Below are 15,982 nucleotides of genomic sequence, written 5' to 3'. Positions count from 1 at the left end.
TGCGAACGAGGATGATGCGACCTCCTCCCTGCGTGCCTACAGCATCACGTAGCTCTTGATGATGTGGTCGACCAGGGTCGGCAGACGCTGAGCGATCCGCCGGGAGTCGCTGCCTGATTTGAAGTTGCTTGTTGTTGCATTTTCCCAAAGCATCATCAACGTATCCGCCAACGCCTCGGCATCTACTGCATTTGCGGCAATAGCCAGCCGCATCAATAGTGCCCGAAACTCCCGGCTAAGCTTCGCACGCGATAGCCTGACAGGATGATCCTTGTCGACGAACTGTACCGCCGGCAATTGAGGCTGCCCTGGCTGACGACTACCGGAAGCCAGTTCGACGGCGACATCGATAAAGAGTTCGAGCAAGTGTTGGACGGGCTCCTCGCCGGACCGATGTCCGGCTTCCCGCCATTGGGCACGCTCACGATCACAAAGCAGGTCGGCATAAGCTTGTAGAAACGCCTTACGTGACCCGAAAATCCGATAGATGTGCCGCTTACCCAGCCCCGTTTGATCGGCAAGCCGATCGAGATTCAACGACTCGACCGGCTCGCGATAGAAAAGCGCTACTGCGGCTTCAAGAATGGTGTTCCGGAGATCGTCCGTTGCAGCCTGCGGAAGTCTGCTGTTCTTTCGACGGATCGCGGACCGCCCAACTCGCAATGAGTCGGGTTCACGTTCGTCTTGCTGAGCAAATTCATCCACCAATGCTTTCCACATCGTTTAGCCATCCTTTGTGTCAGCAGCCGAACCGGCATCGACGACTGTTGCAGCGGTTCTTCTAACAAAGCATTTTTGCGAATCACGCGTGATCGACCCGGGAAGCATCACCTCGTACGCCATGTCGCTCTACGCACGCCTCGCCGCATTACTATACGATTGGAAAATATAATGTCAAGTGTGGTTAACACCCTGCAAAACCGTGGTGGTTAAAGCCGGAATCATGACGCGGCGCTGACCACGCCACGCGAAAACGACACTCGACAATCATTACTGGAAGCCTTCCAGCACGGTCTTCCCGATAGCCTTTCCTGTTTCGATCCGTTCGTGGGCACGGCGAAGATTCGCTGCAGTCAAGGGCCCTTCCACGTGCGTGAGTGTCGTCTGCAGCAGGCCGGCGTCAACCATCTCCGACACTTCTTTCAGCAAGCGGTGCTGGGCATCCATGTCCGCTGTCTGGAACAGCGACCGGGTAAACATCATCTCCCACGAAACCGTGATGCTCTTCGGCTTGAACGGCGCAATGCTGTCGTCGAAGTTGTCGATCAGCGTGATATGGCCTTGGGGATTCAACGCACGGGCGAGACTGGGGGCGCTACCGGGCATGGAAGTAATCGCCCCGATATAGTCCACGCCATCGAAGCCGATTGCGTGCAGCGCTTCGTCGATAGGCTTGCTGTGGTCGGCAACGTGCTTCGCACCGAGCTTCTTCACCCACTCGACAGTTTCGGGCCGGGACGCAGTGGCGATGACAGTGAGGCCCGTGAGGCGGTTCGCCAGTTGGATCAACATGGAGCCAACGCCCCCTGCTCCGTTCAGAACGAGCAGCGTGCCGCCAGGTGCGCGCAAGCCACGCGGCACCTTCATGCGGTCGAAGAGCATTTCCCATGCAGTTATCGAAGTGAGCGGCAAGGCCGCCGCCTCGGCGAACGACAATGAGGTGGGCTTGGGCCCGACGATCCGCTCGTCGACGAGGTGAAACTCCGAGTTGGTCCCGGGGCGATCCATCGCGCCCGCATAGAAGACCTCATCGCCAGGGCTAAAGAGCGTGACCTCGCTTCCCACCGCAACGATCACGCCTGCCGCGTCGTAGCCCAACACTCTGGGCAGCGGACTCTCCGAAGGATCTTCCCAGCGACGGCGCTTCACATCGACAGGATTCACCGACACGGCCTTCACGGCGACCCGCAAATCGCGTGGGCCCGGTTCCGGCATCGGGAGTTCGAGCTCGGTCAAAACCTCGACGCCACCCTTTGCTTTATAGCCAATCGCCTTCATTACATTCTCCAATGTCGCTTATGCCGAACTTTTTCGGCCAAGCCATGCGAAGCGCAGGTCAAATCGCTAGCCACTGAAATTGCCGATGGTTTGTGGTTTGACCCGTCTGGAATCCTATCTCCACAACGGTCGCCCGCCAGTGTCCTGAATGGCAAAGCACCATTGCGCGCGGCAGAACGTCATCAGCGAATGGTTGACACGTCTCCGCCAGCATCCTAATATACAACAATGCTGCACGCATTCACTATTGTTGAATATATGCAGTGCAGTGCCTGGCAGGAGACATCGAGCTTTTTACGATCGCCATCATTTATTAAGGATTCCTTTCAATGGAAAGCATCTACTTTGAACGTCGTCAGAACGTAGGCCATATCGTATTGGCCAATCCTCCCTCGAATCTCATCGCGGCTGATTTCGCTGACTGCCTTGAGAAGGCCGTTCGGGAAGCCAGCAAGGCCGATATCCGGTCGCTCCTGATCCGCGCACAAGGCCCCGATTTCAGCAAAGGCGGCGACGTCCTCGATTTCATCGACAAAGATTTCGATGACTGGCGGACGTTCATATCGCAGATTCACCATACCTATCGGTCAATCGAATCCCTCCAGATCCCGACGATTGCCGCCGTGCGCGGCGCGGCATTCGGTGGCGCATTCGAACTGGCTCTCGCTTGCGACTTCATCGTCGCAGCGGAGAACGCCACCTTCCGCTGCATTGAAGCATCCGTTGGCTCGGCGCCTGTCGCGGGCGGCGTGCAGCGCCTGGCGGAAAGAGCCGGTCGTGCATTTGCAGCGCGCTACGCAATGCTGAGCGAACCCATGTCCGGCGCGACCGCCGGTCGGCTCGGCGTTGCCGCCTTCGTCGTCGGCGAAGATGAGGTCGAGAATGTTGCCGACGATCTCGCCATCAAACTTGCGAACGGCCCTACGCGCTCGTATGGCGCCATTCGCGCCCTCCTCAAGGCATGGGCAGGCGGCGGTGTGCCCGGTGCGGACTCGCTGATCCTGGACCTCACCATGGGGCTGCACATGACGGAAGACGCCAGGAAAGGACGAACTGCACGCGCAGAAGCCTTCGCTCGAGGCGAAGAACCGGCTCCGGTGGTATTTGTCGGCAAATGAGCCGTCAGTCAGGCGCATTGCACGGAAGATACCGATGAACACACTTTCATATCAGCGCGGAGCACGTTTCCCGGAGCTGATCGACAAAACCATTGGTGATTCATTCGATGAGATCGCTAGCAAGATGGGCGAGCACGTCGCGGCAGTCAGCCGGCATGAAGGGATCCAGCTAAGCTACGGCGAACTTCGCGAAAAGTCGGACCGGCTTGCGGCCGCGCTTCTCGAGGCAGGACTCAAGCCGGGCGACCGGATCGGAATCTGGTCCCACACGAACCTCGCCTGGCTGCTGCTGCAGTTGGCCACGGCAAAGGCCGGGTTGATACTCGTCAACATCAACCCGGCATATCGGACCTCGGAGCTGGAGCATGCGCTCAACCTCGTGGGGTGCAAGGCCATCGTCACGATGGTCCGGTACCGGTCGAGCGAGTACTTGAACATGTTGCGGGAGCTGGGAAAAGCCCGGCTGCCGAGCCTTGAGACGATCTGGTGGATAGACGACCCGGACTGCCCGGACGAAGCCGGCGCGCAACGCTTCTCCGACCTGCTCCGCTCCGGCAATGCAAACAGCGCAAAGCTTCAGGACGTACGCCGCACCGTGCGCCCGGACGACGCCGTCAACATCCAGTTCACCAGCGGGACGACGGGACTTCCCAAGGCCGCTACGCTGAGTCATCGCAACATCCTGAACAACGGTTTCTTCGTGGGCGAGTGCATGAAGCTCACCCACGCGGATCGAGTCTGCGTCCCGGTTCCGATGTACCACTGCTTCGGCATGGTGATGGGTAATCTGGCTTGCCTGACCCATGGCTCGACGATCGTCTACCCCGCCGAACGCTTCGACGCCGAAGCCGTTCTGGAGACCGTTCAGGCAGAAAAATGCACAGCGCTGTACGGCGTGCCGACCATGTTCATCGCGGCACTCAATCACCCGCGCTTTGCGGAGTTCGATATGAGCAGCCTGCGCACCGGCATCATGGCCGGTTCTCCTTGCCCTATCGAGATCATGAAGCGGGTTGTCGGCGAAATGCATCTGCCCGAGATCACGATCGCATACGGCATGACGGAAACGAGTCCCGTGAGCTGCCAAAGCATGACGGATACGCCAGTCGAGCGGCGGGTATCCACGGTCGGCCAGGTGTTGCCTCACCTCGACGTAAAGATTGTCGACCCGCTCACCGGCCAGACCGCGGAGCGCGGCCACACCGGCGAGCTTTGCACCCGCGGCTACTCGGTCATGCTTGGCTACTGGAACCAGCCCGACCGGACGCGCGACGCAATCGACGCCGAAGGCTGGATGCATTCGGGCGATCTCGCCACGATGGATCCGGACGGCTACGTCAACATCGTCGGCCGCATCAAGGATATGGTCATCCGCGGCGGTGAAAACCTGTATCCCCGCGAGATCGAAGAGTTTCTGTATTCCTGCCCAGGCGTGCTCGACGTGCAGGTGGTCGGCGTACCGGACCAGCATTTCGGCGAAGAACTCTGCGCATGGATCGTCGTCAGGCCGGAGTCGGTTCTCGACGACGAGGCAGTCCGCGACTTTTGCAAGGGCCGGATAGCGCATTACAAGGTTCCCAAATACATCCGCTTGGTCGACTCGTTTCCGACCACCGTGACGGGAAAAATCCAGAAGTACGTGATCCGGCAAATCATGAGCGACGAACTTGGACTGAAAGAACAGCACACAGCGTGACGCGCCTCGGCATCGAGGTCACATCGGGTCAGATCAATCCCGCTATAACCATTTACCGGAGTGCCGCCATGGCAGAAGTTGACGTACAAACCATCTATTTCGTCGCGAAGGATATGGCCAGGCTGGAAGATTTCTATGCATCGGCGCTGGGGATGCCTGTCCAGTTTCGCGACGAGAACAAGTGGACTCAATTTCGTCTGCAGCGCAGCGCATTTGCACTCAGTTCGGCCGAGGAAGCGGCAGAAGGAGCCGTCGGGGCCGTCCCCGTCTTCCAGATCGCCGGTGAGGCCCAGGACGAGGTCCGGCAGAAAATCCTGTCCGCGGGCGGCCAGCAGCTCGCGCAGCGCGACATGGGCACACACGGCGTCGTTACCACCTACCAGGATCCGGAAGAAAACATCTTCCAGGTATTCAGCAAATCTTCGACACATTAAGTCAGAAGATCACACATTTCGCACTTACTGGAAAAGCCATGAAATTCGGTATATTCGACCAGAACGATCGCAATGGACTGCCTATTCATAAGCAGTACGAAGACAGGATGCAAATTATCGAGCTTTACGACAGGCTCGGTTTCCATGCCTATCATATGTCGGAACACCATGCGACCACGCTGAGCGCTTGCCCGTCGCAAAGCGTGTTTCTTGCCGCTGCTGCACAGCGCACCAAGAAACTGCGCCTGTCGCCGCTCGTCTACATTCTCCCGATCCACCACCCGGTCCGTCTCGCCGAAGAAATTTGCATGCTCGACAATCTGAGCGGCGGCCGCCTGGAGTATGGCGTGGGCCGCGGCGCCTCACCCCACGAAATCGAGGCACTCGGTATCGACGCGGCCACGGCTCAGGCCAGATACGTCGAGTCGTATGAAATCATCAAGCGGTATTTGAGTTCGGATACGCTCGACTATAAGGGGACGTTCTGGCAATTCAACGACATGCCGATCGAACTCAAGCCGCTGCAGACGCCCCCTCCGACCTGGTACGCGCTGGCATCGCCGGAGTCGACGGTATGGCCGGCCCAGGAGAAGATGAACATCGTGTGCGGCGGCCCGGTCCAGCGAGTCAGAGCCATCACCGATCGATATCGCGAAGAATTCGCCAAGCGGCATCCGTCCGCCGCTGAGCCGCTCATCGGCGTGAATCGCTACATCGTTGTCGCGGAAACGGACCAGGAGGCGATGAAAATTGCCTCGCGGGCATGGTCGGTGTTCCATCCGAACTTTTTCAAGCTCTGGAAGAAGCACGGGACGGAACCGGTCAACCAGAAGCTTCCGCCGACGATCGAGCCGCTCGTGGAATCGGGCCTGGCCGTAGTGGGCCGGCCGGAAACCGTGCGTGAAAAGCTGCTGGAGCAGGCGCACGAAGGGGCATTCAACTACCTCATCGGAACGTTCATGTTCGGGGACATGTCCGTCTCCGAAGCGAAGACCTCTATCGGCCTGTTTCACGAGTCCATCATGCCGGCGTTCAGCGAGTCGCAAAGGGTTCTGTCATGACCGGAAGCACTGCGTTAGACGAGGCGCGTCCTGCCATCAGGACGTTCGAGAAGCGTCAGTTGAGAGACGTGCTCGGGTCCTTCGTAACCGGCGTCACCGTGGTCACCACGCTCGATGGCGAGGGGAAAATGCACGGCCTCACCGCCAATTCGTTTTCCTCGGTCTCGCTGGATCCGCCTCTCGTCCTGTGGAGCCAGGCGACCTCTGCGGGAAGCCATACCGCGTTCAGGGACGCCGAGCGCTTCACCATCAACATCCTGGCTGAACACCAGTACGACCTCGCCAATCACTTTGCGACCCGGTCGCCGGACAAATTCGCCGGCGTCGACTATGACCTGGGGGTCGACGGACTGCCGCTACTGCGCGATTGCAGCGCATGGTTGGAGTGCAAGGTGGTCTCCCGCTTTCCGGGCGGCGACCACGTGATTTTTGTCGGGTCGGTGGAATGCATACGCCAGAGCACGCGGCGCCCGCTGGTATTCGGCGGTGGACAATATCTGGTTGCCGACCCGCACGACCTCGGCCGCGCGCCGATCGGAACGGCGGGCACGATGAAATCGCAGCCACATGCAGTCCGGCTGGCCAGCCGCGCCATGTTGCGGCTCGCGCATACGCTGGACAAGACACTTGCGCTGGCAGCGTGGGGCAATCACGGTCCCACGGTGATCGCATGGCAAGCCGCAACCACGCCTGTGGCCGCCGATCTGCCGCTTGGGCTCGTGCTGCCGGTAACGTCTTCCGCTTCGGGCCTGGCGCTGGCGGCGTTCCTTCCGCACGAAGCCGTCGATCGATTTGTGACAGCGGAACTGCGTGACAACGCACGACAAGCGTCTGGCGAAGTGCTCCCCACGGCGGAATCGCTCGCAAGCGTACTTGAATCCGTCAGGGCCTCGCATGTCGCGACGAGACGCCCCGCCCCGTTTTATGACGACCGCGTGCTCGCCAACGCCATCAGCGTGCCCATTCTTTCCCCGAGCGGAATGGCCGTGCTGGCACTGACGGCGATAGGCCCAGCCGAGCATTTCGATGCCGCGGCCAATGGTCCTTGTGCAGAAGCTCTCAGGGCCGCCGCGCATGAGATCTCCGCTGGATTGAGAGACGCGTGAATTGGCATTTGCCTAAGTTAAAGCGACTGATATATCGGCCAGACTTCAATCATGACTGAAACAGAAAGCCATCTACTTGAATCCTCGTTGCCCGCCGTCGAACTGGCACTAGTGAATCTCCCCACACTCGGCGACAAACGGGTCATCACGTATCGCACTGCCGGTGACGAGCGCGCGCCCGCCATCGTGCTGCTGCATGGTATTGGCTCGAGTTCGGCGGGATACCGCGCGCAGCTCGCCGCACTTAGCAGGAACCATCGGGTGATTGCCTGGGACGCTCCCGGCTACGGACAAAGCAGCCCCTTTGCGATCAGCACGCCGGCCGCCACGGATTACGCCGATGTACTCATGGCCCTACTGTCTGCGCTCGGCATATCGCGTGCAACCGTCGTAGGCAGTTCATGGGGTAGCGTTATCGCCGCAACGTTTGCGGCGCGGTATCCGTCGGCTACGCGCGCCCTTGTATTGAGCGCGCCCAATGTTGCACGAGGACATCTATCCGGTGAGGAGCGCGACGCGGCACGAGAAGTTCTGATGCGAAGCGCAGCGGCACAATCGATCGAGGCACGCGCCGCCGTGGTCAATGCTCTGATCGCTCCGAACGCCGGCCCCCTGGTTCGCGCGGTCGTATCCCGGCTAAGAGACGCGGTGACCCCTACAGGCTGGGAACACGCCGTAGACATGCTCTTCTCTGCGTATACACCATCCGTCGTTCCTTCGATCGCAGCGCCGATCTCCGTCATTGTCGGCAACCTGGACCGCGTCGCTCCGATTGACGACCATTCGCAGCCGATTCACAAGGCTGCTCATGGTTCGACACTCCACGTGCTCAATGGGATTGGCCACATGCCGAAGCTTGAAGCGCCGGAAGCGTTCAATTCCATCGTGTTGGCCGCTGCGCAAGTCGGGACAGACTGACGGAAGGATGACTGCGATGAGCAAGCCGCGGCCCTCGTGCTAGCACGTCCGTGGCAATCGTCCGCCGAAACAGATGACGCGCATCGGTATTGAGCGCCCGGCTACTACCCAATTTTTCTGGGGACCTTGCCGCCCAGTGCAGCCGTAGCTCGAACCGCGCTATCGAGTAGCGCCTTTATCTCTTTACCGTCAACGTCCGTGTTCAGTGTTGCAGGCGATCCGATGAGACTGATGGCAAATCGGAGATCGCCGTCCCTGTCCCAGATAGGGGCCGCGACAGACACGTAACCCATATCCCCGCGATGAACCGTTGTGAAGCCACAGTTGCGCAATTCAGCGATCGCTTCTTCCCGCAAGGAAGCCGGAGTCCATTCCTGTCCCGCAGACAGTTCGCGGCTGATGAGATCGTCGGTACGTGCAGGCTGAAGGCAGGCAATGAACAGCTTTCCCGCAGCAGTCGTAACCAGCGGAATCAGGCCTGTTCTCAGCTCGAGAATACTTCGCGTCTGCCCCTCCTGCTTGAAGAGACTAACCGGCCCATCTTCGGTCCATGCGGTGACGGCCGCGCCACTCAGTGTTGCTTCCCGCAAAGCGACCACCTCACGACGCACGATATCGAATCCGTCCAGTTGATTGATCGCGCTCATCCCCAAAGCAAGCGACGCCGGCCCGAGCTTGTAGCACCCCGGTTTTTCATCCGGCGACGCAAGCCCGGTCCGCACCAGACTAATCATGTAGTTGCTCGTCGCGCTCGGCGACAGTTCGGACAGCGCAGCAATTTCCTTCAGAGGGAGTGCTCGCTCACTCGTCTGCAACGCCGAAAGGATTCGGAACGCAATCTCGACAGACTGAATGCCGCGCCTCGCAGTCACATTGGTCATTTTTCAACCTATGGAAGTGATAAAAAATCGCCGCCCCGGGTTTCCACGGACGGCCGTCATGTTGACACGTCAAGGGGGCGGCCCCTATAGTGTTCAACATAGATTATGTCATTCATTATTGTTGAACGCAACACCAGCAAGTTAGGGCGATCAGAGGCAAGCGAGCAGTCGGAACAAAACGCTTGACTCTTTAGCCCCTCATTTCATCAGTAGTACATATTTCATACGCTCCCCTTTATTCAAATAACTTTCTTCAGAAAAGTAACAACCGGTTCGGAGACAAGGCATGGCAATTTTTGGACGGACGATGGCAGGCGCGCTCGTCGCACTTTCTGTGACCAGTGCCGCCAACGCGCAATCCAGCGTTACCTTATATGGGATTGCGGACACTGCAGTGCAGTACATCAGCAACGTCAGAGGACACGCCCTTGTCCAGGAGGGAAACACGCACGCACCCGACATTTTCGGCTTGAAGGGAGTTGAGGATCTCGGCGGCGGGATACGCACCATCTTCGATCTTCAGAACGAGTACCTACTGAACAATGGCCGGGCACTTGTTCCTGGAACCTTATTCAACAGAAAGTCGTATGTCGGACTGCAATCGGACAGCTATGGCACGTTGACGCTCGGTCACCAGCCGAGCTTCATGTATGACATTCTGTCCAACTATCAAACGCCCTTCCTCCTCGGCAACATTCTCACGCTTCACCAAGGCAATCTGGATGAAATTGCCAACTTTTTCCAGTTCAACAATGCGGTGAAATATGTGAGCCCGACCCTTGGCGGGTTCTCCTCGGGGGCGGAATTTGCATTTGGCAATGTGGCCGGCAATTTCAGCGAAAGCAGGAACTACTCTTTCTTTGTCCAGTACAAGGGAGGGCCGCTGAGTCTGGCAGCCACGTACGCGAACGAGAACAACCGCTTTCTGGAGCTTTCCAGTTTTATCGGCCTGCCGTCGTTCTTTGGAACGTCACTTCCGCAGGCCGAAGGCGTTGTCGCCAACAAGCTCGTCAATTGGGGGCTCGGCGCGTCGTATCAGTTGAAAAATGTGCTTCTACACGCCACGTTTACGCAATCGCGCATCACGTTGGCGACTGGCCGGGGTAACGCCAACACCGTTGACGCCGGTGCGAACTGGACCATCGTGCCCGATGATGTCCTCTCGATTGGCGGATGGGTGGAAAATCTCGACGGCGGAAACTGGAAGACCATTACCGTCTCGAATGCTTACATCCTGTCGAAAAGAACTACTGTCTACCAGCAGGTGACCTACCAACACGCGTCAGGCGCCAATGGCTTCGCTTCGCTCGCGGCCGCAGGCGTGGCATCCGGTCGGTCCACGACCGGCATCTCGGTTGGTATTCAGCACAACTTTTAGCAGTGCAACGCTAACCTCGACTGGTGGTACGTTCGTTTGGCAGTGCAGCCTCAGGCTGACTCCCACAAACATGTGCAATTGGTCGAAGGAATCCTGCCGGATGTGTATCGTCTCTGACGATAGGTTGCATCGAAATGTATAGGCTTCTTTCCGGGCATGCAATCGCGTACCTTTCCTTTGACGAGATCACACGCCGAGCGGCGGCTTCTTTCACGGCCGCCGCCCGGCACTTAGTCTATGAGGAATAGCATGCAGAACGTCCATGCCGGTAACGCGGCCATTCCGGCCATAGGCTTTGGCACCTACGGGATGACTGGCGACGACATCTATCGAATGATTCCTGAAGCCCTTCGTGCCGGCTTCCGTCATATCGACACCGGGCAAATCTACCGTAACGAGGCAGAAATCGGCGACTGCGTCGCCGCATCCGGCATCCCAAGAAGCGAAATATTTCTGACGACCAAGGTCTGGGTGAGCAACTACTCAGCAAGACACTTCGATGCGTCCGTCAACGAAAGCCTGCGCAAGCTCAAGACGGACTACATCGACCTGCTCCTGCTGCACTGGCCAGGGGGATCGGATGTGCCTCTCGCCGAACAGATTGGGGAGCTCAATGAGGTCGTGCGTGCCGGCAAGGTCCGGCACATAGGCGTCAGCAACTTCAACCGCGCACAGATGACCGAAGCGATCCGGCTCTCGGCGGCTCCATTGGTCACGAATCAGTTCGAATACCATCCGTATCTGAACCAGTCCTTGCTCATCAAAAGCACACGCGAGGCTGGGCTTGCCGTGACAGGATATTGCGGCATGGCGGTTGGCCGCGTGTTCTCGGACCCAACTCTCAAGGAGATCGCCGCTCGCCATGACAAAACCATCGCCCAGATCGTCTTGCGGTGGCTTGTTCAACAACGCGGCGTTGTGGCGCTTTCGAGAACCACGCGGATCGATCGGCTGGCACAAAACCTGGCGGTATTCGACTTCGAGTTAGATGACGCGGACATGGCCGCAATCCACGCATTGGCGACGACAAACAGCCGAATTGTCGATCCGCCCGGTCTTGCCCCGCGGTGGGATAGCACGGGCGTTTAACTGTCTGGTCTCTGGCGCGAGACAGAAAACGAAACAGCGGGTTCAATCATGGTCGGCACGCAGCGGTGACTGTGCAGTGCACAGGTCGCGCCAGCGGAACCGATCGTCTGCACGTTGCCTTCTTTATCATTTCGACTTCCTGATCGATATGGGTCAGCCTGAAACCTGCCCGTACTGGCGTGGGTTATCCACCATAGGTGCTGCAGTTTGACGCCTCCACGCTGGCGTCAGGAATCATGAATCGAGCCGACATCGGCCCAACGAAACCCGCAATGGGTTGATTCGTGGGTCCATAGTATGGTCGCATACCTTCACGCGTGCATCTCCTGAATTGCAAAGCATCATTGCACTTGATGAAACGTTAAGACACCCTTCAATCCGCACCGGCGCATGTGACATCGCATCAATCCAACCGGAAACACGTCGGCGATTGCATCGCTCACTAAACTTTGCAAACGTAAAAAATAACGTATAAGATGGATCTACGCCGAGGAGGGAATGCCCCCGCCCGATGCTAAAGAATTCTTCATAGGAGACAACGGCCATGCCGAAGCGAAAAATTGACACGCACCAACATTTCCTGCCGAAGCTCTACGTGGACGCGGTTGGGCTGGACTTGCTGAATGCGGCGATGCCGGGCGGCGTGGCCCCAACCTGGTCCGTCGAGGCAGCCCTCGCGATGATGGATGAAAACGGAATCGACGAGGGCATCCTGTCGATCTCATCCGGCCCGACACTTCCGGATGCAGCCACGCTGCTGAGAAAATGCAACGACCACGCTGCGGAACTCAGAACCCGGCATCCTGGACGGTTCGGTTCCTTCGCGAGCTTGCCGCTGCCCGACATCGACGCCTCTCTGAAGGAAGTCAGCTATTGTCTTGACGTGTTGAAGGTTGATGGTTTCATTGTCTTTACGAACTACGACGGACGGTATCTGGGGGACGAGCATTTCACGCCGCTGTGGGAAGAATTGAACCGGCGCGGGACGGTGGTTTTCGTTCACCCCAACCAGCCGCCTCACGATGTGCCGTCGGTCGCTCCTGCGTCCGTGCTCGAGTTTCCCTTCGAGACGACACGTACGGCCACCAGCCTGATCAATTCAGGGGCGATGAGCCGCTTCAGGAACATCCGGTTTATCCTTTCGCATGCCGGGGGGACGCTGCCGTTTCTCGTCCCTCGCATCGCCCTGTCAATTTCCATGATGCCCGCGGTGGCCGAGCGCGTGGGCGACACGTTGGCGGCGGTCCGATCCTTCTACTTCGACACGGCACTTTCCGCCGGCAACGCGCCCCTCAGTGCGCTGGCACAAGTGGCAGACCCCGATCACATTCTCTTCGGGACGGACTTCCCGTTCGCACCGGTAAGCGCAATCCGGCAGTTCGGGAAAGTTCTCGATAATATCCACATTCCCGGCATTGAGATGGACAAGGTGTACGGAGACAATGCTGCCCGGTTGCTTGCGCGCTAACTGTATTGCGAACGCGGAGTTCAAGGAAAAACGATGCGTAATATCAACGAAGACACCATCACCCAGGCGGTGCTCGCGGCAATGGCCGGCTGTAACAACGACAGGCTGCGCACCGTAATGACCAGCCTTGTCCAGCATTTGCATTCGTTCGCAAGAGACGTGAAGTTGACCGAAAGTGAATGGGCATACGCCATCAACTTCCTCACCGAGGTTGGCCATATCACGGATGAAAAACGCCAGGAGTTCGTACTTCTGTCCGACACGCTCGGCTTGTCGATGCTGGTTACAACGCAGAACAACCGCAAGCCGGTCGAATGCACGGAAGCAACCGTTCTTGGTCCCTTCTTTGTTGCCGGTGCTCCCGAGTACAGGAACGGTGACGATATCTCCAACGGCGCAGCGGGTCTTCCCTGCTTTGTTGCCGGCAGCGTTCGGGGTCTTTCGGGAGAACCTGTCGCCGGGGCAGCGATCGAGGTCTGGCAATCCGATGAAGACGGGTACTACGACGTGCAGTACGGAGACTCGCAGGATCCAAACGTGGAGTTTCAAGCACGTGGTCGCTTGCAGACGCTGCCCGACGGGCTCTTTCATTTCCGCTCGATTCTCGCCGAGGCCTATCCCATTCCGCACGACGGGCCGGTTGGTCGAATGCTAGATGCGCTCGGACGCCATCCGTGGCGGCCAGCCCACCTGCACTTCTGGATCACGGCGCCAGGGTACGAGCCGTTGATTACGCACGTGTTCCGCAACGGGGACAAGTATCTCGATTCGGACGCCGTATTCGGCGTGCGCTCAACGTTGATCGTCGACTGGGTCGAGCACTCGCCGGGTATCGCGCCGGACGGCACGGCGATGGACACCCCGTTTTATACGCTCGATTACGACTTCGTTCTCAACCCTGCGGTACACGGGTCATGAACGGGCACATTCTCGCCGGAACCCGCCATGTCACCATCTGAATTCGTCTATAACGGGCGCGGCACGCGTGTCGTCTTCGGGTGCGGCTCACGCACCCACATCGAACGTGAATTGCACACGCTGCAAGTACGCCGCGCTCTGGTTCTGTGTAGTCACGAACAACGCACATTGGGTGTATCAGTTGCCGATCAGTTGGGTGTGCTCGCAGCGGGTGTCTTTGATCGAGCTGCCATGCACGTGCCGGTCGAACTGGTCACGGAAGTACGCACGGTTGCCGCGTCGCTGGATGCCGACTGCCTCATCGCCGTGGGCGGCGGCTCCGCAATCGGCCTCGCGAAGGGTCTTGCTCTCGAGACAGGTCTGCCCATTCTCGCCGTGCCAACCACCTACGCCGGCAGTGAAATGACGCCCATATTCGGGTTGACCGAATCGGGCCTGAAACGGACGGGCACGGATCTGCGCGTATTACCCAAAACGGTGGTCTACGATCCGGACCTGACCCTGACTTTGCCGGTAAGCATGTCCGTGACCAGCGGCATCAACGCAATCGCACACGCGGCAGAAGGTCTGTATTCACGCGATGCCAATCCTCTTACCAGCCTCATGGCCGAAGAAGGCATCGCGGCGCTCGCGCGCAGCTTACCCAAAATCGTCGCCCAGCCGAACGACCCATCCGCACGCGCCGATGCGCTTTATGGTGCCTGGCTTTGCGGCGCCGTGCTCGGAAGCGTCGGCATGGCGTTGCATCACAAGCTATGCCATACGCTCGGCGGCAGTTTCAATCTGCCGCACGCACCCACCCATACCATTGTGCTGCCGCACGCCCTGGCGTACAACGCAGGCGCTGTGCCTGATGCGATGAGACGGATTGCGCGGGCGCTCGGGCACGACAGCGCTGCACAAGGTCTGTACGAACTCGCGCGCGCAAACGGTGCGCCCGTTGCGCTGAAGGAGATCGGTATGCTCGAAGAACAACTCGACCAGGCGGCCGACATTGCCTGCAACAACGCCTACTGGAATCCCCGCTCGCTAGAACGCGGAGCAATTCGCGCTTTACTGCAGCGCGCATTCGACGGTAGCGCACCGATTGATGGCTTGTAGAGCGAGTTTCGTCCGGACCAATGATCCAGACACTCATTATTCATTTCAACGTGTCGCAAGGTATTCGCACATGCCGTCACACACACTTTCTGAGGCAAGAGATATCCGGGCACGTCGCCCGGTTGAACTGAAGCGTACTGAACAGCTTCGCGCGCAGGAAACGCGTGCGGCCATCTTAAATGCGGCCCTTACTGAATTTTCATCAAAGGGTTTCGAGGTCGCGAGTATTCGTAGCATTGCAGAGCGGATTGGAATGCAACATCCGCTCGTTACCTACCACTTTCGTTCCAAAGAGATTCTGTGGCAGGCGGTAGCCGAATATGTATTCGAACGTGTCCGGCAAGAACGCGATGCAAGTCTGTCCAGCCTCGGTCCGGCTAGCGCGGTCGATCGGCTCAAGCTGGCATATAGGGCGCTATTTCGATTCACTGTCGCGTTTCCCGAGTTTCACCGCTTCATACTTCAGGAATCGCTAGGTTCCAGCTCGCGGCTGCAATGGCTCGCCGATGCTTTCCTGAAACCGCTGATCGGCTGGTTGCTTCCGCAAATCCGCGCCGCTCAGGAGGAACACGCACTACCCAACGTCGAGCCTATTGTTTTCCACTATATGTTGATTAGTCTGACGTCGACCCTCTCGAGCTTCGGTCCGGAATTTTCGGCGACCAGTGATCTATCACCGTCCGATCCGGCGCTGGCCGAAGAATATTGGCGCACCGTGGAGCAGCTCGTGTTTGGAGCATTTGCGTCACGCTAGGGGGGCCGCATCCCGCAACGCGGTATTTGCGCCGACGCCCGCTCTAAACGGGCGATCTCCGT

Annotated in this window: 15 protein-coding genes; 12 read left to right on the top strand and 3 right to left on the bottom strand. The window is 58.6% G+C overall.

Features of this window, described 5'->3' with window-relative positions; genetic code table 11:
* Positions 1–36: 36 nt before the first annotated feature.
* Entirely contained in the window at positions 37–720 is a 684-nt protein-coding gene (locus tag FSO04_RS11280) for a TetR/AcrR family transcriptional regulator (protein WP_154559766.1), read from the bottom strand.
* 270 nt (positions 721–990) lie between these two features.
* Positions 991–1,998, bottom strand: a complete 1,008-nt coding sequence (locus FSO04_RS11275) for a zinc-binding alcohol dehydrogenase family protein (RefSeq protein ID WP_154559765.1) — start codon at positions 1,996–1,998, stop codon at positions 991–993.
* A 329-nt stretch (positions 1,999–2,327) separates the two neighbouring features.
* Between FSO04_RS11275 and FSO04_RS11270 the strand changes: the two genes are divergently transcribed.
* The 6 genes from FSO04_RS11270 (at position 2,328) to FSO04_RS11245 (ending at position 8,331) form a co-directional block, all read left to right on the top strand.
* Entirely contained in the window at positions 2,328–3,116 is a 789-nt protein-coding gene (locus tag FSO04_RS11270; protein WP_154559764.1) for an enoyl-CoA hydratase/isomerase family protein, read from the top strand.
* 34 nt (positions 3,117–3,150) lie between these two features.
* A complete protein-coding gene (locus tag FSO04_RS11265) occupies positions 3,151–4,812 on the top strand; it encodes an AMP-binding protein (protein WP_154559763.1) in 1,662 nt (553 codons plus the stop codon).
* 68 nt (positions 4,813–4,880) lie between these two features.
* Positions 4,881–5,246: a VOC family protein gene (locus FSO04_RS11260; protein WP_154559762.1), complete on the top strand. Its 366-nt coding sequence runs from the start codon at positions 4,881–4,883 to the stop codon at positions 5,244–5,246.
* A 38-nt stretch (positions 5,247–5,284) separates the two neighbouring features.
* Entirely contained in the window at positions 5,285–6,307 is a 1,023-nt protein-coding gene (locus tag FSO04_RS11255; RefSeq protein ID WP_154559761.1) for an LLM class flavin-dependent oxidoreductase, read from the top strand.
* On the top strand, positions 6,304–7,413 hold the full coding sequence (locus FSO04_RS11250; RefSeq protein WP_154559760.1) for a flavin reductase: 1,110 nt from the start codon (positions 6,304–6,306) through the stop codon (positions 7,411–7,413). The genes FSO04_RS11255 and FSO04_RS11250 overlap by 4 nt, the downstream gene beginning before the upstream one ends.
* Positions 7,414–7,464: 51 nt before the next feature.
* Positions 7,465–8,331: an alpha/beta fold hydrolase gene (locus FSO04_RS11245; protein ID WP_154559759.1), complete on the top strand. Its 867-nt coding sequence runs from the start codon at positions 7,465–7,467 to the stop codon at positions 8,329–8,331.
* Positions 8,332–8,435: 104 nt separating this feature from the next.
* On the opposite strand, the gene FSO04_RS11240 is transcribed toward FSO04_RS11245, so the two are convergent.
* Positions 8,436–9,212 carry an IclR family transcriptional regulator gene (locus FSO04_RS11240; RefSeq protein ID WP_154559758.1) on the bottom strand — a complete coding sequence of 259 codons (777 nt, stop codon included), beginning with the start codon at positions 9,210–9,212 and terminating at the stop codon, positions 8,436–8,438.
* Between the two features lie 286 nt (positions 9,213–9,498).
* On the opposite strand from FSO04_RS11240, the gene FSO04_RS11235 reads away from it, so the two are divergent.
* The 6 genes from FSO04_RS11235 to FSO04_RS11210 all read left to right on the top strand — a co-directional run bounded on the left by FSO04_RS11235 (position 9,499) and on the right by FSO04_RS11210 (position 15,920).
* Complete coding sequence (locus FSO04_RS11235; protein WP_154559757.1) at positions 9,499–10,590, top strand: porin; 1,092 nt, start codon at positions 9,499–9,501, stop codon at positions 10,588–10,590.
* Positions 10,591–10,839: 249 nt separating this feature from the next.
* Entirely contained in the window at positions 10,840–11,679 is an 840-nt protein-coding gene (locus FSO04_RS11230) for an aldo/keto reductase (RefSeq protein ID WP_154559756.1), read from the top strand.
* 544 nt (positions 11,680–12,223) lie between these two features.
* Complete coding sequence (locus tag FSO04_RS11225) at positions 12,224–13,147, top strand: amidohydrolase family protein (protein ID WP_154559755.1); 924 nt, start codon at positions 12,224–12,226, stop codon at positions 13,145–13,147.
* A gap of 33 nt (positions 13,148–13,180) precedes the next feature.
* Entirely contained in the window at positions 13,181–14,065 is an 885-nt protein-coding gene (locus FSO04_RS11220) for an intradiol ring-cleavage dioxygenase (protein ID WP_154559754.1), read from the top strand.
* Positions 14,066–14,092: 27 nt separating this feature from the next.
* A complete protein-coding gene (locus FSO04_RS11215; protein WP_154559753.1) occupies positions 14,093–15,166 on the top strand; it encodes a maleylacetate reductase in 1,074 nt (357 codons plus the stop codon).
* Positions 15,167–15,236: 70 nt separating this feature from the next.
* Positions 15,237–15,920 (top strand): TetR/AcrR family transcriptional regulator, encoded by a 684-nt coding sequence (locus tag FSO04_RS11210; RefSeq protein WP_166618170.1) that lies wholly within the window; start codon positions 15,237–15,239, stop codon positions 15,918–15,920.
* Positions 15,921–15,982: the final 62 nt, after the last annotated feature.

It is taken from the genome of Paraburkholderia madseniana (genome assembly GCF_009690905.1).
In the GTDB taxonomy this organism is placed as follows: domain Bacteria; phylum Pseudomonadota; class Gammaproteobacteria; order Burkholderiales; family Burkholderiaceae; genus Paraburkholderia; species Paraburkholderia madseniana.
The sequence above is the reverse complement of the archived record's forward strand: the minus strand, read 5'-3'. Positions and strand labels throughout refer to the sequence as shown.